This is a genomic window from Haloferax sp. Q22, from assembly GCF_001482285.1.
Lineage (GTDB): Archaea > Halobacteriota > Halobacteria > Halobacteriales > Haloferacaceae > Haloferax.
This window is the reverse complement of sequence record NZ_LOEP01000019.1, coordinates 1-20,036: the sequence shown is the minus strand read 5'-3', so window position 1 is coordinate 20,036 and position 20,036 is coordinate 1. Positions and strand designations below refer to the sequence as shown.

The window sequence follows — 20,036 nt, the reverse complement described above, 5'->3', positions numbered from 1 at the left end:
GCCCGCGGCGAGACACGCCGCCTCGCTCGCCGTCGCCGACGCCCGCGCTCGCGCCGCCGGCCGACCGCTCGCCGCGTCCCTAGCCACCGACCCGCACACCTCGCTTCCGGTGAACGCAACCCTCGGCGACGACGATCCCGAGACGACCGTCGAGGCCGCCGAGACCGCCGTCGAATCAGGGTACGACTGTCTCAAACTGAAGGTCGGCGCGCGCGACCCGACCGACGACGCGGCGCGCCTGCGGGCGGTCCGCGAGGCGGTCGGTCCCGACGTGTCGCTCCGGGCCGACGCGAACGCCGCGTGGGACCGCTGGACTGCGGACCGATTCCTGAGCGCGGTCGAGGAGTCGGGCCTCGACCTCGACTACCTCGAACAGCCGCTTCCGGCCGACGAACTCGACGGTCACGCCGTGCTCCGACGGCTCCACGACACGCCCATCGCGCTCGACGAGTCGCTTTCCGCGGTCCCGCCGGGGCGGGCGCTCGCCTCGAACGCGGCGGATGTGCTCGTCTGCAAGCCGATGGCGCTCGGCGGACCGGACCGCGTCCGCGACCTCGCTGCTCGCGCCCGCGACGTCGGTGTGGAGGTCGTCGTCACGACCACCATCGACGCCGTCGTCGCCCGACTCGGCGCGCTCCACGTCGCGGCGTCGCTCCCCGGCGACCGGGCGCACGGACTGGCGACCGCGTCGCTCCTCGACGCCGACCTCGCGGCCGACCCGGTACCCGTGCGCGAGGGCCGGATGCGCGTCCCCAACCGGCCCGGACTCGGAATCGACGTGGACGCGGTGTTCTCCTGAGCCGGTCGCCGACGATTCAACTCTCCACGGTCCAAACGTTTTTCACGGTTCTGCACGTCGAACCGGGAAATGACCGAGGTCGAACTCGACACCGACGCGGTACGACTCGCGCTCGACGGCGGCGTGGCGACGGTGACGCTGGACGCTCCGGCGGTTCGGAACGCGCTGACGGTCGAAGTCACCGCCGGCGTACGCGAGGCGCTGGACTCGCTCCCCGACGAGGCGCGCTGTGTCGTCCTCCGCGGGAGCGACGAGGCCGGCGCGTTCTGCGCCGGCGGCGACGTGAACGCCATGTTAGAGCTACAGGCCGACGCGATGACGCTCCCCGAGGCGGTCGACCACGTCGTCCGCGACACCGCAGACTGCGTGCGCCGCGTCTACGAGTGCGACCTGCCGACGGTCGCGGCCATCGACGGCCCGGCCGTGGGCGCGGGCGGCGCGCTCGCCATCGCCTGCGACCTCCAACTCCTCCGCGAAGACGCCTCCATCGGCTTCGGCTTCCGTCGGGTCGGTCTCGCGGTCGATTCGGGGCTGTCGTACCTCCTTCCGCGGCTCGTCGGTCGCAACGTCGCCATGGAACTCGTCTACACGGGCGAGAAACTCGGTCCCGAGCGGGCGCTGGAACTCGGCGTCGTGAACCGCGTCGCGGGCGAGGACGAGTTCGAATCCGAACTCGCCGCCCTCACGGAGCGCATCGCCGGCGGTCCGACGAAAGCGCTCACCGCCTCAAAGCGTCTGCTCCGCCGCCCGGACGACTCCATCGAAGCGGCCATCGAACACGAGGCGTCGGCGCAGGCGGTCATGTTCGAGACCGACGACCACGCCGAGGGCGTGGAGTCGTTCATGAGTCGGCGGGAACCGGCGTTCGAAGGGACGTAGCCGACCCGATGGGCGACCGCCGTGGACCGCCCCCGCGTTCGGTGCATACTTGTCGCCGCCCGGCGACGGCGGGAGTATGGTCACCGTCACCGTCTGGAACGAGTACCGACACGAGAAGGAAAACGACGAGGTCGCCGAAATCTACCCCGACGGTATCCACGCGACGATAGCCGAGGGACTCCGCGAGGCGGGCTACGACGTGCAGACCGCCACGCTGGACGAACCGGAACACGGGCTCACCGAGTCGGTCCTCGACGACACCGACGTGCTGGCGTGGTGGGGCCACAAGGCCCACGACGAGGTGGACGACGACATCGTCGACCGCGTGGTCGACCGCGTCCGCGACGGGATGGGGCTGCTCGTGCTCCACTCGGGGCACTACTCCAAGCCGTTCAAGCGCCTGATGGGGACGACCTGCTCGCTGAAGTGGCGCGAATCGGGCGAGAAAGAGCGCGTCTGGGTCGTCGAGCCGGGCCACCCCATCGCCGACGGCCTTGACGAGTCGTTCGAGGTCCCCCGCGCCGAGATGTACGGCGAGCGGTTCGACATCCCCGCGCCGGACGAACTCGTCTTTACGTCGTGGTTCGAGGGCGGCGAGGTGTTCCGCTCCGGCTGTTGTTACACCCGCGGCAAGGGCCGCGTCTTCTACTTCCGGCCGGGCCACGAGACCTACCCCATCTACGAGCAAGAGGAGGTTCGCACCGTCCTCGATAACGCCGTCGATTGGGCGGCCCCCGGCGACGGCCCCGACCCGTACTTCGGCAACGCGGAGCCCATCGAAGACCTCGACTGAGGCGGGCGGACTGCGAGAGCGGACGAAGCAATCGGTTTTTCTCGGCTGCGAGAGCGTCACGCGTCCCTGAAGAGGCGTTATTCCCGAGTGACACCTACTGGCACGCACGACTACGCCGTCCGGACGGCCGGCGGGTCGTGGTGATATCATGAAGGGAATCGACGGGAAAGTCGCGCTCGTCACGGGCGCGGCGTCGGGTATCGGACGGGCGACCGCGCTCCGGTTCGCCGAGGAGGGCGCGATGGTCGCGCTCTCGGACGTGCAGGTGGACGCCGGCGAGCAGGTCGTCCGAGAGATAGAAAGCGAGGGCGGCGAGGCCGTCTTCTTCGAAGCCGATAGCTCGAAGGAAAGCGACGTGGCGAGTCTCGTCGACAGGACGGTCAGCGAGTTCGGCGGCCTCGACTTCGCGCACAACAACGCGGGCATCGAGGGGACGCCCGGTCCCATCGCCGAGATGTCCATCGAGGACTTCCAGCGGGTCATCGACATCAACCTGACCGGCGTGTTCCTCGGCCTGAAGTACGAGATTCCGCGCCTCGTCGAGAACGGCGGGGGCGCTATCGTCAACACGTCTTCCGTGGCGGGACTGACCGGTGGCGCGAACCTCGCGCACTACTACGCCGCCAAACACGGTGTCATCGGGCTCACCCGCTCTGCCGCGCTCGAAGTGGCGACCGAGAACGTCCGCGTCAACGCGGTCTGTCCGGGCGTCATCGAGACGCCGATGATAGAGCGGTTCACCGCCGGCAACGACGAGGCGAGGGCGGGGCTGCTCGAAGACGAGCCAATCGGTCGCCTCGGCAAGCCGGAAGAAATCGCCAGCGCGGTCGTCTACCTCTGTTCGGACGACGCATCGTTCGTCACCGGCCACCCGATGGTCATCGACGGCGGCTACGTCGTCCCGTAGCCGACCCGCGCAGAGCCCCGTTTTTTCCGCCGGAGTTCGACCGCCCGAACGGGACCGTCCGGAGCGCCGACTATCATAAGTGGATGGGGTCCGGAGAACGCCCATGGCACAACCGACGAGCGGACAGCGGCGACTGATGTTCGCCCTGTTCGCGTTCGCGGCGCTCGTCTTCCTCCTCGGTATCGTCGTCATCGGCTACCTCGCCGGCGCGTTCTGAGGTTGGGTCGACTCCGGTCCTCTCGCCGGCGCGTTCTGAGGTTGGGTCGACTCCGGTCCTCTCGCCGGCGCGTCGAGTCTCGCGCTCAGCGGGTCGCGTCGTCGGGGTGGTAGGTCTTCCCGCGAGAGCCATCGGCGGTCATCCGGCGGAGCGTCGCGGCGGCGTTGCTCGCGTCGTAGCCGAACAGCACGTCTTTCGCGTACTCGTCTGCGACTTCGATAGCGTGGATGAGGTCGTCCACGTCCACGTTCACGGCGTACAGTTCGAGCGAGAAGTCGGCGTCGTAGGGCTCCAACAGCGAGACGAAGCCGCGGGCGATGGTTTCGAGCCAGTAGGTCGTCCCGTAGTTGGTGTCGTAGAGGGGGACGACGAACTCGTCGACGTGCGCCGAAAGCGCCTCGATATCGAGGCCGGCGCGGCGGTAGAGGTGGCCCGGGTAGGGGTCCGGATAGAGCGTGAGATACAGGCGACCGGGGACGCGCTCGGCCGCGTCGGCGACGAAGTCGGTGATGACCTCGGCGCGCCACTCGAACCAGGCGTCCTCGTCGTCGGCGTCGCGGTCGCGGTCGGCGGCCCACGCCTCGAACTGCGAGGTACACCGGTCACACCGGCAGTACTCGTCGCGCGGGAACCCCACGTCGTCGAGGCGAACGTCGCCGTTGGCCGCGGCGGCGTCCTCGACGATTTCGAGCAGGCCGGTGCGGTACTTCTCGTTCGTCGGGCAGATGTACGCCCAGTCGAAGTACGTGCGGTCCCGCGTCGCCGGGTTTCCCTCGCCGTCGACGGGGACCAACTCGGGGCTCTCGTTGGCGGCGGCGTTATCGCCGAAACACGATATCATGTTGACGGCGTTCGACAGTGGTTCGGCCGCCCGACCGGTGACGTCCTTGACCTCGTAGAAGCCGCGGTCGAACTCCGGCCAGTCGACTTCCTCTTCGTTGCGCGTGACGACCCCGTACATGGCTCCGCCTTCGCGCGGACATCGGGTAAGTCGTTCGCTCTCGGGCGTGCACCTCCTCTTCGGGCGTCGTCACTGGCCGGCCGCGAGTGAGGCGAACCCGGCCGAACGCGGCCGAGCACGCGAGAAAGTGGTTACTCTTCGATCTCGACTTCGACGGTGTCTCCACTCCCGGAGAACACGGTGTAGAGGACCGCCACGAGTGCCAGTACCAGAACCAGTTTGGCCTTCTTGGACATACCGAGAACTTCGACCGCACCGCACTAAGTGATTACGACACCGAGACACACGCGGCAACCGACCAGAAACTGGATACACGTTTTCCGCTGCCGTTAATTAAGTGACAAAATCCACAGAAAAGTTATATTATATGGGAGCATTCTGTCAGTCGTTCAGTTCGTTCCCTTCCGACCGATGCTATTCGATTCCCCGTCTCGCGTTCTCTCCGCCGACGGCGACCGCGCGATTTCCCGCGTCGTCCAGCGGTCGGTCCCGAACGCCGCCGTCGACTCGGCCGCGACGCTCGCCGCCGCCCGCCGCGCCCTCGACGGCGAGGACGCGTACGACTGTCTCGTCCTCGGCGCGGCGTTTCCCGACGGCGACGCCGTCTCGTTGCTCCGCGAGCTCCGAGCGGCGGACGACGACCTCCCGGTCGTCTTCCTCGCGCCCGGTGACGCCGACCACTCCGTGACCGAACTGGTTGATTTAGCTATCGACGCGTATCTCGCCCGCGAGGAGTTCCTTGGACGAGAAGAGCACAACGACGCCGACGACACCGAGGCCGCCACCGACCCGGCCGACGCGCTCGGCTCGCGGGTCCGGCGACTCGCCTGCGAACACCGCAAGAAGCGGGCCGCCCGCGAGACGGTCGAGCGGGTCGGGGAGTCGGTCGATACGGGGTGGTTCATCGAGGACGCGCTCGACGCGCTCGACGACGTGTTCTACGTCTACGACCGCGAGGGGAACCTCGTCTCGTGGAACGAGCGGCTCTCGGAGCTCACCGGTCTGTCGGACGCGGAACTCACCGGCATGTCGGCCGACGCGTTCTTCCACGAGGACGACCGGCCGGCAGTCAAGCGCGCCGTCGAAGAGGTCATGCGAACGGGAACCACGGTCGTCGAAGCGCGGCTCCCGACCGACGACGGCACGCTGTTGTTCCAACTCACCGGTCGCCGGCTCACGGGACCGGAGGGGGACGTCGTCGGGTTCTGCGGCGTCGGCCGCGATATCACCACCCGCCGGCAACACGAAGAGCAACTCGCACAGCAAAACGAGCGCCTCGGCGAGTTCGCGCGGGTCCTCTCTCACGACCTCCGGAATCCGCTTTCCATCTCGGTAGGATTTCTCGACCTCGAGCGGGAGACGAACGACTCCGAGAACCTCGAACGAGTCGCGACCTCGCTCGCGCGCATTAGCGACATCGTCAACGACGTGCTGGCCGCGGCCCGAAGCGGAAGGGTGGTCATCGATTTCACGCCCGTCTCGCTCGAAGCGGTCGCCCGCCGGGCGTGGAACTCGGTCGAGACGGGCGACGCGGCGCTCGTCGTCGAGTCCTCGGCGACGGTTCACGCCGACCCCGGTCGGCTCCAGCGGCTGTTCGAGAACCTGTTTCGGAACTCGGTTGAACACGGCTCCGCGGGCAGTCGAACCTCGCCGCTGACCGTCCGGGTCGCCGCGTCGCCGGTTGACGACGCGTTCGCGGTTGAAGACGACGGTTCCGGTATCGACGACGCCGTCGCCGCGCGGGTGTTCGAGCGCGGCTTCACCACCTCGGCCGAGGGGACGGGCTTCGGCCTCGACATCGTCCGGTCGCTCGCGGAGGCCCACGGCTGGACCGTCTCCGTCGGGTCGGCGGCGACCGGCGGCGCGCGCTTCGAGTTCGACGGCGTCGAGTTCGCCGACGAGGACCACCGCTGTCAGGCGAGCGCCGCGGGAAAAAGGGCGTCGGACGACTCCTAAAAACGGTCAGTTCACGTCGAGGTTGGCCGCGACTTCGTCCTCGCGGACGATGGTCTCGCAGTAGTCACAGCGCACGCCGTCCGAGAGGACGGTAAAACGGGACCGGATGGGCTCGTCGGCGTTCGAGATGCAGTTTCTGTTCGGACACGAGATGATGCTCGCGACGGCGTCGGGGCGGACGACGCGGTTCTTCTCGACCACGTCGTAGTCGCGGACGATGTTGATGCTCGCGGCCGGCGCGATGAGCGACAGCACGTCCACCTCGGACTGACTCAGTTCGCGGCCTTCGACCTTCACGATGTCCTTGCGGCCGAGGCGGTCGGAGGGGACGTTCATCCCGACCGAGACCGCCTCCCCGCTGGTGCCGTCGATGCCGAGGATGGCGAGGACGTTGAGCGCCTGCCCCGCGGCGACGTGGTCGATGACGGTGCCGTTTCGAATCTTCGAGACGCGGAGTTGGTGGTCGTCAGTCATCGTCTTGGGAGAGGAGGATGTCCAACAGCGCCATCCGGACCGGGATGCCGTTGTGAGCCTGTTCGAAGTACGTCGCGTGGTCGGTGTCGTCGATGTCCGGCGAAATCTCGTCCACGCGGGGCAGCGGGTGCATGATTGTGAGGTCGTCGGCCGCCGCTTCCAGCGTCTCCGAGTCGATCTGGTACTGTCCCGCGACCTTTCGGTACTCGTTTTCGTCGGGGAAGCGCTCGCGCTGGATGCGCGTCACGTAGAGCACGTCGAGTTCGGGGAGCACCTCGTCGAGTTCGGTGTGTTCTCTGACCTGCGCGCCCGAGGCGTGGAGGTCGTAGCGGACGTTCCGGGGGAGTCGCAGGCTCTCGGGGCTGATGAAGTGCTGGCTGGCGTCGAAGTTCGTCAGCGCCTCGGCCAGCGAGTGGACCGTCCGGCCGTACTTCAGGTCGCCCATGATGCCGATGGTGAGGTCGTCGAGGCCGGCGTTCTCCCGGATGGTGTAGAGGTCGAGGAGGGTCTGGCTCGGGTGCTGGCCTGCGCCGTCGCCCGCGTTGACGAGGGGCACGTCGACGAACTCGGCGGCCATCGTGGCCGCGCCCTCGCTCGGGTGTCGGAGCACGAGCGCGTCCGCGTAGCCCTCGACCACGCGGACGGTGTCGGCGAGCGTCTCGCCCTTCTTGACCGACGACGATTCGACCGGTCCCATATCGACGGTCTGGCCGCCGAGGCGTTTCATCGCGGAGTCGAAGCTCATCCGAGTTCGCGTGCTCGGCTCGAAGAAACAGAGCCCGAGAACCTTTCCGGCGTGTCGTTGCCGGAACGCGGCCGGGTCGTCGTCGATGTCGGCCGCGCGGTCGAGCACCGCCTCGATGTCCTCCCGCGAGAGGTGCGACGCGGAGATGAGGTGGTCCTGACGCATCGATGAATGACGCGACCTACACCGACTTGAATCCCCCGGCATCGAACGCTTCGAGTGATATTCACCACCATGCACAGAATCGGCGATATCGGCGAGCGCGGCGGACACAGAAACGCGGGCGAAACGGTCGGAAAACGAGGCGACGAAGCGACGAGACGGCAGGACGAAACCGCCGAGACGGCAGGACGAAACCGCCGAGGCGACGACTGATTCAGACCCTACGGCCAGTTGCCGGCGGAGTCGTAGGAGTCGACGACGCGTCGGATGGCGACGACGTAGGCCGCGGTTCGGAAGTTCGGCAGGTCGTGGGTCTCGTAGGCGTCGACGAGCTCCTCGAAGGCGTCGACGATGACGCGCTCCAGTTCGTCGTTGACACGGTCTTCGGTCCAGTAGAACCGCTGGCGGTTCTGGACCCACTCGAAGTACGAGACGGTGACGCCGCCGGCGTTGGCGAGGATGTCGGGGAAGACGTGGACCTCGCTCTCGGTGAGCACGTCGTCGGCGTCGGGGGTGAGCGGGCCGTTGGCGGCCTCGACGATGATGTCCGCGTTCACGTCGTGGGCGAGTTCCCCGTCGATGGCGTTCTCCAGTGCGGCGGGGACGAGCAGGTCCACGTCGAGGGTGAGAAGCTCGTCGTTCGTGATGGCCTCCGTTCCCTCGTAGTCGGAGACGGTGCCCGTCTCGTTTTTGAACTGCTTGACCGCGCGGGTGTCGAGACCGTCGGGGTCGTAGATGCCGCCGGAGGAGTCGGAGACGGCGACGACCGACGCGCCGAGGTCGTCGATGAGCTTCGCGGCGACGGAGCCGGCGTTCCCGTAGCCCTGGACGGCGACGGTCGCGCCCTCGATGTCGCGGCCGAGGTAGTCGAACGCCTCGCGGGCGGTGAGCATCGTCGAGCGGCCGGTCGCCTCGACGCGCCCCTCGCTCCCGCCGTTCGAGAGCGCCTTGCCGGTGATGACGCCCGGTGCGGTGGTGTTTTCGAGGGTCTCGTAGGTGTCCTTAATCCAGTTCATCTCGCGCTGGCCGGTGTTCACGTCGGGCGCGGGGATGTCGCGGCTCTCGCCGATGAGGGGGCGAAGCTCCTTGGCGAACGACCGGGTGATGCGTTCGAGTTCGGACTCGGAGTACGCCTTAGGGTCGATGACGATGCCGCCCTTGCCGCCGCCGTAGGGGATGTCCACGACGGCGCACTTGTACACCATCCAGCCCGAAAGCGCCTTCACCTCGTCGCGGCTGACGTTCGGGTGGTAGCGAATTCCGCCTTTGTACGGGCCGCGGTCGCCGTTGAACTGCGACCGGTAGGCGCGAAACAGTTCGACGTCGCCGTCGTCCATCTCGACGGCAAGGTTCGTCTCGAGGACTCGCTCGGGGTTCTTCAGCCGCTCGATAACGTCGTCGCGCACGTCAAGGTAGGCGGCCGCATCGTCGATTTGCTCCTGTAGACTCTCGAAGGGATTCGCCTCTTGTGCCATGTCCTAATACGCTCCGGGCATCCGGTTAAGCGTAGCGGGGATTTTAGCATACCACAGTATTGAGACACATACCCATTGATAAAATGTGACGAACGTCGGGACTCGACCGCGGCGTCGTCGCGCCGGCCCGGGAGCGCTCAGTACGACTCGCCGGCGCGGTCGAGGATGTTCTCGGCCTGCTTGACGAGCGGCGCGTCTATCATCTCGCCGTCGACGCCGAAGGCGCCCCGGCCCTCGCTGGCGGCCTCGTCGCGGGCGCGGAGCACCTTCTTCGCCCACGCCACGTCCTCGTCGTCGGGCGAGAACGCCTCGTTGATGACGGGCACCTGCGCGGGGTGGATGGCGAGTTTCCCGTCGTAGCCGAGTCGCCGGCCGAACACGGCGTCCTCGCGGAGTCCAGCCTCGTCCTGATAGTCGACGTGAAGGGTGTCGATGGCGTCGACGCCGGCGGCCGCGGCCGCGACGACGACGCGCTCGCGGGCGTAGAGCACCTCAGTCCCGTCGTCGGTCCGGGTCGCGCCCACGTCGGCGGCGAAGTCCTCCGCGCCGAAGACGACCGCGGCGGTGTCGGGCGCGGCCGCGACTTCGGGGGCGGCGAGGACGCCCGCCGCGCTCTCGACGATGGCGATGACGGGACAGTCCGCGCCGGCCTCGCGGGCCGCGCCGGCGACGCTCGTCACGTCGTCGGCGCTCGTAGCCTTCGGGACGACCAGCGCGTCCGGCGGGTGGGCGGTGCAGACGGCGGCGATGTCGTCGCGCCCGGCGTCGCCGGGGTTGACGCGGACCGCGACCTCGGCGTCGGGGTCGAAGTCGGGCTCCGAGAGGACCGCGGCGACGGTCTCCCGAGCCTCGGCTTTCCTGTCGGGCGAGACGGCGTCTTCGAGGTCGAAGACGAGTACGTCAGCGCCCGCACCGGGGGCTTTCCGCAGTAGCTCGGGTCGGTCGCCGGGGGAGAACAAAACGCTGCGTCGGGGCATAGTGTGTGTATCGAGGGGAACGGTGAAATATCGACTCGTCGGCGACCCGGCTCAGGGCCAGAGGCCGCGGTGTTCGTGGGCCTCGGAGACGCGTTCGAGCGCGACCATGTAGGCGGCGTCGCGCCACGTCACGTCGTGTTCCTCGACGCGCTCGCGGACGGCGTCCCACGCGCGGAGCATCTCGGTCTCCAGTTCGTCGTGGACGCGTTCGAGCGACCACGAGCGGTGGTTGAGGTCCTGCAACCACTCGAAGTACGAGACGGTGACGCCGCCGGCGTTGGCGAGGATGTCGGGGACGACCGGAAGCTCGCGTGCCTCGAAGATTTCGCCCGCGGCCGACGTGGTCGGGCCGTTCGCGCCCTCGACGATGAGGTTCGCCTGCACGTCGCGGGCGTTCTCGGCGGTCAGGACGTTGCCGACAGCGGCGGGGATGAGCACGTCAACGTCGAGTTCGAGGAGTTCCTCGTTCGAGAGCTTCCGCGGCGCGTCGTACTTCATGACCGCCTCGGGCTCTTCTTCGTGGGTCGGCACGTCGCGGGTGTCGAGGCCGTCGGGTTCGTAGATAGCCCCGTTCACGTCGGAGACGGCGACAACCGTCGCGCCCTCGTCGTCGAGGAGTCGCGCGGCGGGCGCACCGACCGAACCGAACCCCTGTACCGCGACGGTGGTGTCTTCGATGTCCCAGCCGAGGTAGTCGATGGCCTCGCGGGCGATGATGGCGACGGAGCGGCCAGGCGCGGTGTCGCGGCCCTTGCTCCCGCCGACGACCGGCGGCTTGCCCGTCACGACGCCGGGCGTCGTCTCGCCTTCCTGCATCGAGTAGGCGTCCATGAACCACGCCATCGTCTGGGCGTCGGTGCCCATGTCGGGCGCGGGGATGTCCTTCGTGGGGCCGATGAAGGGCCGAAGCTCCTCTGCGAACCGGCGGGTGAGTCGCTCTTTCTCGTCGGTCGAGAGGTCCTTGGGGTCGACGACGATGCCGCCTTTCCCGCCGCCGAACGGGAGGTCCATCACGGCGCACTTCCACGTCATCCACATCGAGAGTCCGATGCACTCGGCTTCGGTCACGCCGGGGTGGAACCGGAGGCCGCCTTTGTACGGCCCGCGGACGCTGTCGTGCTGGGCGCGGTAGCCGGTGTAGACCGCGGTCGAGCCGTCGTCGCGTTCGAGGGGCACCGAGACGCGGTGGACCTGATTCGGGTGTCGGAGCCGCTCGATGACGCCGGGGTCGACGTCGAGGTGCGCCGCCGCGCGTTCGAGCTGCCGGCGGGCCGTCTCGAGGGCTGTCTCTTCCGTCGGTTCGTCGTCCGTCGCGGTTGATGGTGCTGCGGATGCCATGTTGGTTCGTGCCGGGCGGATGCCGGCTGAGCCGGGAGACAGACGCGCTGTCCCGCGCCCGCTGCGACCGTCGAATCGGTCGCCATCGGGCGCTTTCGCAATCCTCTATTGTGGATAATTATAATGGTTGTTATCTGGTTTCGCTCGGGGCAATAGTTGTCACACAGTACGGCCGACCGGCACGGTTTTATCACGGTCTGTCACACGATTCACCATGACCGGTCTGTACTACGAGGAGTTCGAGGTCGGCCGGACCATCGAACACGAAAAGCGCCGCACCGTCTCGGAGTCGGACAACCAGCGCTTCTGCGACATGACGATGAACCAGCAACCGCTCCACCTCGACGCCGAGTTCGCGGTCGACTCGCAGTTCGGCGAGCGACTGGTCAACGGCCTCTACACGATGAGCCTCGCGGTCGGTCTCTCGGTTCCCGACACGACCGACGGGACCATCGTGGCGAACCTCAGCTACGACGACGTGTCCCACCCGAACCCGGTGTTCCACGGCGACACGCTCCGGGCGCAGACGACCGTCCTCGACAAGCGCGAGACCTCCGACGGCGAGCGCGGCGTGGTGACGATGAAAGTGGAAGTGTTCAATCAGGACGACGACCTCGTCTGCGAGTTCGAGCGGACGGCGCTGTCGCTGAAACGCGAGTTCGCCGCTGACGACGACGCCGACCCCGACGACGCCTGAGTCGGCGGACCGTTCCGGCCTCCCCGCCCACCCGCACCGTTTTCTCCCCGGCGTCGCTAGGCCGGACATGGATTTCGACGGCCTCTCCGCGCGGACCGCGTCGGTCGCCGACTGGGCCGCCTCCGCCGCCGCCCGCGCACCCGACCCGATGACCGTCGCCCGGGTCGGCCTCGGCGCGATGGTGTTCGCCGCGGGCGTCCACAAGCTTCTGGACCCGCTTTCGTGGTCGGCCTACGTCGTCCCGTGGCTCGCGCCGCTGCTCGTCGTCTCCCCGGTGACGTTCATGCTCGTAAACGGCGTCCTCGAAGTCGGCTTCGGCGCGGCCATCGTCGCCGACCGCTACACCGCCCTGGCGAGCGCTGTCGCCGCCGTCTCGCTGTCGGCGACGTGTCTCTATCTCGCGGTCGTCTTCGTCGCGGAAGGCGGGCTGTTCGGCGACGTGCTCGCCCGCGACATCGGGCTCGCGGGGCTCGCGGGGCTCGCGTGGGCCGTCTTGGTCGAGTCGCTCCGGCGGCCTACCCGAACACCGTGACGAGGATGAGTTGGGTGTTCATCAGCCCGGCGACGCCCCACGGGACGGCCACGCCGATTGGAATCGCGCCACGGTAGCGGCTGGGGAGGACATGCCACGCGACGACCGCGACCGCGAGGACGACGAGTTTCAGCGAGATGAGCGCGCCCACCGGGCCGAGCGTGGGGATGAGCGCGAGGACCACGGGATTCAGTTCGGCGAGGCCCCGGCCGAGCCCGTAGAGCGTCGTCAACACGTCGAGGACGAACGCCAGCATCGTCACGGTCCAGAGGACGTGCTCGTCGCTTATCGCGTGTGCGAGTGCCGCTCGGGGCGTCTCGGGAAGGGGGACTTCGTGGCTCATGTCGGGCTATCGGCAGGCGACGGCCCCGAAGCCGGGACGTGACGGGTCGGGTGGGTTCGAGTGGGGCGGAACGGGAGTCGGCCGACGATGAGGTCCGTAGCACCCCGACCGTCCTCAGTACGAACCGCTTAGGTCAGTTACCGTGAGATTACCCGCCGGAAAAACGGAGCATTAACCGTCGAGTCGGCTCAGAGCACCGTTCCGTGCTTCTTGTCCGGGAGCGACTTGTCCACGTCGGCGTAGAACTCGAAGCGGGCGACGAGTTCGTCGCGGAGGTTCGACGGCGGGACGATTTCGTCGATGACGACCTCGCTCGCCATCCGGTGGGCGTCGATGTCCTCGCGGTACTCCTCGCGGAGTTCGTCTTCCATCCGCGCCCGCTCCTCGGGGTCGTCGACGTCGGCGAGCTTGTTCGCGTAGACCGCGTTGATGGCCGCTTCGGGGCCCATGATGCCGATTTCGCCCGAGGGGAGCGCGATGACGCTTTCCGGGTCGTAGGCGGGGCCGCCCATGGCGTAGATGCCCGCGCCGTAGGCCTTCCGCACGATGACGGTCTGTTTGGGCACCGTCGCCGACGACGTGGCGTAGATGAACTTCTTGCCTTTCTCCAAGATGGCGTCCTTTTCGACCTGCGACCCGGCCATGAAGCCGGGCGTGTCACAGAGGTAGAGAAGCGGAATCTCGTAGGCGTCGCAGGTCCAGATGAACTCCGCGGCCTTCTCGGCGGCGTCGGGGAAGATGGCTCCCGACCGCTCCGTGGGCTGGTTGGCGACGATGCCGACCGGCCGGCCGTCGATGCGGGCGAACGCGGTGACGATTTCCTTGCCGTAGTCGGGCTTCAGTTCGAACACGGACTCCGCGTCGACGACGCGCTCGATGAGGTCGTGGGCGTCGTAGGGGCGGTTCGGCGACTCGGGGATGAGTTCGTCGATGCCGTCGGGCGAGTACCGCGGCGGTTTCGACTCGGAGCGCGGCGGCTTCTCGCCGGCCTTGTCGGGGAGGTAGGTGACGAGTTGGGAGACGAGTTCGCGGGCGTGCGCCTCGTCGCGGGCGACGAGGTCAGCGCTGCCGGACTCCTCGGCGTGCATCTGCGCGCCGCCGAGGTCCTGCATGGATATCTCCTCGCCGGTGACCATCTTCACCATGCGCGGTGAGGCGATGGCCATCGCGGACATCCCCTCGACCATGATGGTGAAGTCGGCGAAGACGGGCGTGTAGGCCGCGCCGGCGATACACGGCCCGTAGAGGACGCATATCTGCGGAACGTACCCCGAGAGCATCGAGTGGTTGTAGTAATATTTCCCGATGCCCTCGCGGTTGGCGAAGAAGCCGGTCTGCTGGTCGATGCGGCCGCCCGAGGAGTCCATCAGGTAGAGCACCGGCTTCCCCGTCTTGAGCGCCCGCTGCTGCATGCGGAGGAACTTCTCGACGCCGCGGCGGGCCATCGACCCGGCCTTGACGGTGAAGTCGTTGGCCATGAAGTGGAGGTCGCGGCCCTCGAACTCGGCGGCACCCGTGAGGAGACCGTCACCCGGCAGACGGGTGTTCGGGTCCGCCTCGTCGACCTCGGGGGAGTTCTCGTGCCACGAGTCGAAGTTGGCGAACTTGCCGTCTTCGAACTTCAGCCCCTCCGGGAACCAGAGGTCGAGGCGGTCGCGGACGAACAGCTTTCCCGACTCCGGCAGGCGCTGTTTGTACTTCTCGGGGCCGCCGCCGAGGATGTCCGCGATCTCCTCGCGGAGTTTCTCCTCGCGCTCTGTGGGCCCCATGTCGTCGTCCAGCGGGAAGGCGTCCGCGGGCGGTTCGGCGTCCGCGACGGCCTCCTCGCCGTCGCCGACGAAGACGTTCACGTCCGTCCCGAGGTGTCGCGCCAGCGCGTTGGCGATGGCCTCGGCCTCGTCGCCGGTCGCGCCGTCGCCGATTCTGACCTTCATACTCGGTGATGCACCACCGTATTCAAAATGGTTTTCCATGCACGATTTGCCGGCCGGTCCGTTGGAGGCCGACGACTATCTGGACGGAGACCCGCGGCTGTCGACTGTTTGGTCCGCGGAAAACGAGTGTGCCCGGTCGTTTCGGTCCGCTCGATGTGGTCGGTACGGTCGGCGGACTCGTCCCGCGAATAGACGGGTCGGCCGCGCGTTCAGTCCAGCGCCGCTTCGAGTTTCGCCACGAGGTCGGTGTTGCCGACGTACATCGGGGTCCGCGCGTGGAGGTCGTCTTTGTCAACGTCGAGGAGCGACTTCGTGCCGTCAGAGGTCGCGCCGCCAGCCGTCTCGATGACGTAGCCGATGGGGTAGCCCTCGAACTGGACGCGGAGTTTGCCCTCGGGTGCGGACTCCAGCGTGGGGTACGCGAAGATGCCGCCGTAGGTCAGAATCTGGTTCACGTCGCCGATCATCGACCCGCCGTAGCGGAGTTTGCGCGAGGGGTCCTGTTCGACCTCGCGGGCGAACGCCTCGAAGTCGTCGGTCCAGTCGGGGACGCGGCCGCCGAAGCCGTACACCGACCCCTCGTCGGGGAGGGTGACGTCCTCGCGGACGAGTTCGTGGCTCGCGTCGTCGTGGATAACGTACTCGTCGACGGTCCCGTTGCGGGCGACGATCATCGTCATGACGGGGCCGTAGAGGACGTACCCCGCGGCGACGAGGTCGCGGCCGTGGGCCGGCAGCGGGGCCTCGTACACCGCGAAGATGGTCCCCATCGTGTTGTTCGGCTTCAGGTTCGACGAGCCGTCGAGCGGGTCGACTGCGACCGACAGGCGTCCGGTGCCCACGTCGACGGACTCGGGGCGCTCTTCGCTGGCGTACTCGCCGACGCCTTCGAGCGCGCCGATGCGTTCACAGAGGAGGTCGTCCGCGAACACGTCGGCGGCCATCTGCGTCTCGCCGCTCGGGTTCTCGTCCTCGGCGGCGACGCGGCGGCCGGGCAGACCGGTTCGAATCTCGGGCGCGGTGCTCGCGATAACGTCGACCACGCCGTCGATGATCTGCATGTCGCGGGCGGTGTCGGCGGTGTTGATGTCCGTCGTCGCCATCAGGCCCACCCCTCGGAGCGTCGGCGGGTCGGGCGTGAATCGTCGGCGAGGCGGGAACGTTCCCCGAGCATCGTCGGGGCGGGAGATACCGTCTGCGGGGAGTCGACGGCCGTGGCGGAACCGGGCATCATCTGATTCAAAGTGGTGTAACTACCTATATAAAAGCTACGTCTAGAGTGGTTTAGGAGATATTGTCGAATTCGGCCGTTATGAGGTTCGTAACGAAATATTACGGCAAATGATTCTCCGAATGGAAATTACTACTCAGATAGTAAAAATTCGGAGGTGGCTGGTGGGGCGCTCACTCCATCGCGTCGCGCGCCTGCGCCTTCCACGCGCTGACGACGGTCGCGTCGATTTGGAGAGCGTCGGCGACGTGTTCCGGGTCCGCGGTGGCGAGTCGCCTGACGGAGCGGACGCCTGCCTCGGCGAGCAGTTCCGCGTCGTCCTCGTCGACGCCCGCGAGCGTCGTCAGCGGCTTCGGCTTCGACCGCTCTCGCCACGCCGCCTCGGCCGCGAGCGCGTCTCCCGAGCCGTCGGCTGACGCACCCGTCGTCTGCCGCCCGCTTGGTGTCCAATCCCCCGATGCCGCCGGCTTCGATCGCGCTTCTGCGTCGTCGCCCGCATCGTCGTCCGACCCCGATGGCGTCCAGTCTCCGTCCCGTGCCGGGCCGTTCGTCTCCGTCGCTTCGCCCCGGCCCTCAGGGGCCCAATCGCCGGAGTCCTCGTTGCTCTCGTCCGCGGGGTCAGCCGCATCCCAGTCACCCGAACTCGCGGCGACCCACGCGCGCTCGTCGTCGCCCAGTCCGCGAACCTGCGAGGAGCGTCGGTCGAGGTCGTCGCCGGAGTTGAACGACCACGAAAGCGAGTGCCAGCGCCGAATCTTCGCCGCCACGCCGGGGTTCGCGCCGGCGGCGACGAGGTCGCGGTAGCACACCTCGCCGTCGACGATAGCATCCACGTCGATGTTCGATTCGGCGAGGGACTCGGCGGTCGCCGGGCCGACGAACTTCAGGTCCTGCAACTCGGTCGGAACCGCGTCGCTCGCGCGGGCACCTCGCGGTCTGAGCAGGTGCGTCAGCGCCTCGTCGGGGTTCGACGGCCCCTCGTCCGCCTCGTCCGCCTCGTTTGCCCGGTTCGTGCCCTCGCCGTCGCTCCGGCGCGCGTCCGGGACGGCTTCCCCTCCGTCCCCGCCCGCGTCGTCTTCGTCGTGTCTGCCGGCGTCGTTCACCCCAGTCACCGTTGCATATCCCCATTCTTGCGCCCGACTTGAGTCTTCCCGTGGTAGTCACGAGTCTGTCACTATTCCGAACGCATCGGCAAGTTTTACCTCCCCACCTCGCGCAGACCCGGACATGTACGATACCGAAGATATCGACACGGTGGGCGTCGTCGGCGCGGGAACGATGGGCAACGGCATCGCGCAGGTGGCCGCGATGGCCGGCTACGACGTGGTCATGCGCGACCTCGAAACGGAGTACGTCGAGCGCGGCCTGTCGGCCATCGACGACAGCCTCTCGCGGTTCGTCTCGAAGGAGAAACTGACCGCGGACGAGGCCGACGCGACCAAGGGGCGCATCTCGGGAACGACCGAGCTCGCGGACCTCGCGGACTGCGACCTCGTGGTCGAGGCGGCCGTCGAGAACATGGACGTGAAACGCGACATCTTCGCCGACCTCGACGACATCGTCCCCGAGGGCGTCGTGCTGGCGACGAACACCAGCACGCTCTCTATCACGACCATTGCGGCCGCGACCGAGCGCCCCGAACTCGTCGTCGGCCTCCACTTCATGAACCCCGTTCCGATTATGAAGGGCGTCGAGGTCGTCCGCGGCGAGAAGACCGACGACCAGGTCGTCGCGTTCGCCCACGACTTTTCGGAGGCCCTCGGCAAGGAGACGTGGGAGTCCGACGACAAGCCCGGCTTCGTCACCAACCGCATTCTCATGCCGTGGCTCAACGAGGGCATCCGCGCCTACGACGAGGGCGTCGCCTCCAAGGAGGACATCGACCGCGGCATGACCCTCGGCACGAACGTCCCGATGGGGCCGCTCACCCTCGCGGACCACATCGGCCTCGACATCTGTCTGGACGCCTCCGAGACGCTGTTCGAAGAACTCGGCGACCGCTACAAGCCGGCGTACCTGCTCAAGCGCAAGGTCGCGGCGGGCGACCTCGGGAAGAAGACGGGTAAGGGCTTCTACGAGTACGACTAGCGGCGCTCCCCGGCCGCCGTCGTCTTCGACGCCGACCCCGAGCCGCGGCGATAGCGCATCACTCCGGCACCGACGGCCCCCGCGACGAGAAATAGCCCGCCGAGTCCTGCCAGCGCCACAGCCAGCCCCTCGACGGTCTGCGAACCGGCGGCGGCGACGAAGGCGAGGAGTGCGCCGAACAGGAACACGGCGGCGACGAATCCGCCGACGAAGAGGACGAACGACGGCGAGAGGTAGTCGTCTGCGGGCATACCCTCACCTTGGCCCCGGGGAGACGAAACTGTTGCCCCGCGAAGGGGAAGGCTATCAATCCTGAAACCCCGCGCGAACCCTTTTATCCCGTCCCGCGTGAAGGTCTCTCAATGATTACGGTCGAGAACCTGCGGAAGACCTACGGCGACTTCCCCGCCGTCGTGGGAAGCGACTTCTCGGTCGAGTCGGGCGAGGTGTTCGGCATCGTCGGCCCCAACGGCGCGGGGAAGACGACGACGCTGAAGATGCTCGCCGGGCTCGTCGAACCGACCGGTGGGTCAGCGTCGGTGCTCGGGTACGACCCCGAGGAGCCGGCGATGCGGCGCAAGCTCGGCTTTCTCCCCGAGGAGTCGCCGCTGTACGAGGACATGACCGCGCGGTCGTACCTCCGATTCTTCGCCGACCTCTACGACGTGCCCCGCGACGTGGCCGACGAGCGAACCGGCGCGGTGCTCGACCGTCTCGACCTCGAATACCGCGACCGCCGGCTCGGCGACATGTCGAAGGGAATGAAGCGCAAGGTCGCCATCGCCCGGTCGCTCGTCAACGACCCCGACCTGCTCATCTACGACGAACCGGCCAGCGGCCTCGACCCCCTGACGACGAACGTCGTCTTGGAGTTCGTCCGCGAACTCCGCGACGAGGACAAGACCGTCGTCTTCAGCGCGCACAACCTCTTTCACGTCGAGTCCATCTGCGACCGCGTGGTCATCATGAATCGCGGCGAAATCATCGCCCGGGGGACGGTCCCCGAGATTCGCGCGGAACACGGCGAGACGACCTATCGCGTCTTCACGACCGTCCCGCTCGCGGAGACCCTGCCCGCGGACGACGAGGTCGGAGCCGACGGCGAAGCGCGCCACGTCGCCGTCGTCGACGAGATGGCGGCCGTCGAGTCGCTCCGCGAGGCGGCCGAGGCCGCCGGCGGCCGCGTCGCCGACATCCGAACCGACGAGGCGTCGCTGGAGGACATCTTCCTCCGACTCGCCCGCGAAGCGCCGACGACGGGCGAGGCCGAGGGCGGTCGCGGCGCGGCCGCCAGTGGGGAGCACGTCGCCGGCGAGCACGGACAGCGCGTCCCCGGAGGTAACGGGCAGTCGTGACCGACCTCCGAACGCGACTGGTCGCCCACGCCCGGACCGTCCTCCGCATCGCCCGCTGGGAGGTATCGCGCTCGGCGGGGACGCTCGACCGCCGGACCGCCGTCATCGGGCTGGTCGCCGTCCTCGTCGCCGGCGGCATCGCGGCCGGCGCGGCCGGCGGCGGGGTCGCGCTC

20 protein-coding genes are annotated in these 20,036 nt (G+C 67.9%); 9 read left to right on the top strand and 11 right to left on the bottom strand.

Going from position 1 to position 20,036, the window contains the following annotated elements; genetic code table 11:
- From AM590_RS08810 to AM590_RS08795, 4 genes are all read left to right on the top strand, one after another.
- Positions 1 to 799 (top strand): mandelate racemase/muconate lactonizing enzyme family protein (locus AM590_RS08810; RefSeq protein ID WP_058827150.1); only part of this gene is annotated, 799 nt, incomplete at its 5' end.
- A gap of 69 nt (positions 800 to 868) precedes the next feature.
- On the top strand, positions 869 to 1,678 hold the full coding sequence (locus AM590_RS08805; RefSeq protein ID WP_058827149.1) for an enoyl-CoA hydratase/isomerase family protein: 810 nt from the start codon (positions 869 to 871) through the stop codon (positions 1,676 to 1,678).
- A gap of 76 nt (positions 1,679 to 1,754) precedes the next feature.
- A complete protein-coding gene (locus AM590_RS08800; protein ID WP_058827148.1) occupies positions 1,755 to 2,471 on the top strand; it encodes a ThuA domain-containing protein in 717 nt (238 codons plus the stop codon).
- Positions 2,472 to 2,619: 148 nt separating this feature from the next.
- Positions 2,620 to 3,378: a glucose 1-dehydrogenase gene (locus AM590_RS08795; protein WP_058827147.1), complete on the top strand. Its 759-nt coding sequence runs from the start codon at positions 2,620 to 2,622 to the stop codon at positions 3,376 to 3,378.
- A gap of 302 nt (positions 3,379 to 3,680) precedes the next feature.
- Here the strand turns inward: AM590_RS08795 and AM590_RS08790 are convergent, their stop codons facing one another.
- The gene (locus AM590_RS08790; RefSeq protein ID WP_058827146.1) at positions 3,681 to 4,556 is read right to left on the bottom strand and encodes a hypothetical protein; all 876 of its coding nucleotides are present in this window, start codon (positions 4,554 to 4,556) and stop codon (positions 3,681 to 3,683) included.
- A gap of 411 nt (positions 4,557 to 4,967) precedes the next feature.
- On the opposite strand from AM590_RS08790, the gene AM590_RS08785 reads away from it, so the two are divergent.
- Positions 4,968 to 6,512 (top strand): ATP-binding protein, encoded by a 1,545-nt coding sequence (locus AM590_RS08785; protein ID WP_058827145.1) that lies wholly within the window; start codon positions 4,968 to 4,970, stop codon positions 6,510 to 6,512.
- 6 nt (positions 6,513 to 6,518) lie between these two features.
- Here AM590_RS08785 and pyrI read toward each other — a convergent pair whose 3' ends face one another.
- The 5 genes from pyrI to gdhB form a co-directional block, all read right to left on the bottom strand.
- On the bottom strand, positions 6,519 to 6,986 hold the full coding sequence (gene pyrI, locus AM590_RS08780) for an aspartate carbamoyltransferase regulatory subunit (protein ID WP_004977049.1): 468 nt from the start codon (positions 6,984 to 6,986) through the stop codon (positions 6,519 to 6,521).
- Positions 6,979 to 7,896 (bottom strand): aspartate carbamoyltransferase, encoded by a 918-nt coding sequence (gene pyrB, locus AM590_RS08775; protein WP_058827144.1) that lies wholly within the window; start codon positions 7,894 to 7,896, stop codon positions 6,979 to 6,981. Before pyrB ends, pyrI begins: the two co-directional genes overlap by 8 nt.
- A gap of 218 nt (positions 7,897 to 8,114) precedes the next feature.
- The gene (locus AM590_RS08770) at positions 8,115 to 9,368 is read right to left on the bottom strand and encodes a Glu/Leu/Phe/Val dehydrogenase (RefSeq protein WP_058827143.1); all 1,254 of its coding nucleotides are present in this window, start codon (positions 9,366 to 9,368) and stop codon (positions 8,115 to 8,117) included.
- A 137-nt stretch (positions 9,369 to 9,505) separates the two neighbouring features.
- Complete coding sequence (locus AM590_RS08765; RefSeq protein ID WP_058827142.1) at positions 9,506 to 10,345, bottom strand: CoA ester lyase; 840 nt, start codon at positions 10,343 to 10,345, stop codon at positions 9,506 to 9,508.
- 51 nt (positions 10,346 to 10,396) lie between these two features.
- Positions 10,397 to 11,683 (bottom strand): glutamate dehydrogenase GdhB, encoded by a 1,287-nt coding sequence (gene gdhB, locus AM590_RS08760; protein ID WP_058827141.1) that lies wholly within the window; start codon positions 11,681 to 11,683, stop codon positions 10,397 to 10,399.
- Between the two features lie 127 nt (positions 11,684 to 11,810).
- Here gdhB and AM590_RS08755 point away from each other — a divergent pair, with 127 nt between their 5' ends.
- The gene (locus AM590_RS08755; protein ID WP_342766461.1) at positions 11,811 to 12,380 is read left to right on the top strand and encodes a MaoC family dehydratase; all 570 of its coding nucleotides are present in this window, start codon (positions 11,811 to 11,813) and stop codon (positions 12,378 to 12,380) included.
- A 67-nt stretch (positions 12,381 to 12,447) separates the two neighbouring features.
- Positions 12,448 to 12,912, top strand: coding sequence for a DoxX family membrane protein (locus tag AM590_RS08750; RefSeq protein ID WP_082677696.1), 465 nt, complete (start codon positions 12,448 to 12,450; stop codon positions 12,910 to 12,912).
- On the opposite strand, the gene AM590_RS08745 is transcribed toward AM590_RS08750, so the two are convergent.
- The 4 genes from AM590_RS08745 to AM590_RS08730 all read right to left on the bottom strand — a co-directional run bounded on the left by AM590_RS08745 (position 12,896) and on the right by AM590_RS08730 (position 17,523).
- The gene (locus AM590_RS08745) at positions 12,896 to 13,255 is read right to left on the bottom strand and encodes a DUF5658 family protein (protein WP_058827139.1); all 360 of its coding nucleotides are present in this window, start codon (positions 13,253 to 13,255) and stop codon (positions 12,896 to 12,898) included. The two genes, AM590_RS08750 and AM590_RS08745, sit on opposite strands and share 17 nt — an antisense overlap.
- Before the next feature lie 188 nt (positions 13,256 to 13,443).
- On the bottom strand, positions 13,444 to 15,189 hold the full coding sequence (locus tag AM590_RS08740; protein ID WP_058827138.1) for an acyl-CoA carboxylase subunit beta: 1,746 nt from the start codon (positions 15,187 to 15,189) through the stop codon (positions 13,444 to 13,446).
- Positions 15,190 to 15,398: 209 nt separating this feature from the next.
- Entirely contained in the window at positions 15,399 to 16,292 is an 894-nt protein-coding gene (locus tag AM590_RS08735) for a class 1 fructose-bisphosphatase (protein WP_058827151.1), read from the bottom strand.
- A gap of 301 nt (positions 16,293 to 16,593) precedes the next feature.
- Positions 16,594 to 17,523: a helix-hairpin-helix domain-containing protein gene (locus tag AM590_RS08730; protein ID WP_058827137.1), complete on the bottom strand. Its 930-nt coding sequence runs from the start codon at positions 17,521 to 17,523 to the stop codon at positions 16,594 to 16,596.
- Positions 17,524 to 17,647: 124 nt separating this feature from the next.
- On the opposite strand from AM590_RS08730, the gene AM590_RS08725 reads away from it, so the two are divergent.
- Positions 17,648 to 18,508 (top strand): 3-hydroxyacyl-CoA dehydrogenase family protein, encoded by an 861-nt coding sequence (locus AM590_RS08725; RefSeq protein WP_058827136.1) that lies wholly within the window; start codon positions 17,648 to 17,650, stop codon positions 18,506 to 18,508.
- On the opposite strand, the gene AM590_RS08720 is transcribed toward AM590_RS08725, so the two are convergent.
- Positions 18,505 to 18,759 carry a hypothetical protein gene (locus tag AM590_RS08720; RefSeq protein WP_058827135.1) on the bottom strand — a complete coding sequence of 85 codons (255 nt, stop codon included), beginning with the start codon at positions 18,757 to 18,759 and terminating at the stop codon, positions 18,505 to 18,507. The genes AM590_RS08725 and AM590_RS08720 overlap by 4 nt on opposite strands.
- A gap of 111 nt (positions 18,760 to 18,870) precedes the next feature.
- Here AM590_RS08720 and AM590_RS08715 point away from each other — a divergent pair, with 111 nt between their 5' ends.
- On the top strand, positions 18,871 to 19,863 hold the full coding sequence (locus AM590_RS08715; RefSeq protein WP_058827134.1) for an ABC transporter ATP-binding protein: 993 nt from the start codon (positions 18,871 to 18,873) through the stop codon (positions 19,861 to 19,863).
- Positions 19,864 to 20,036 lie beyond the last annotated feature (173 nt).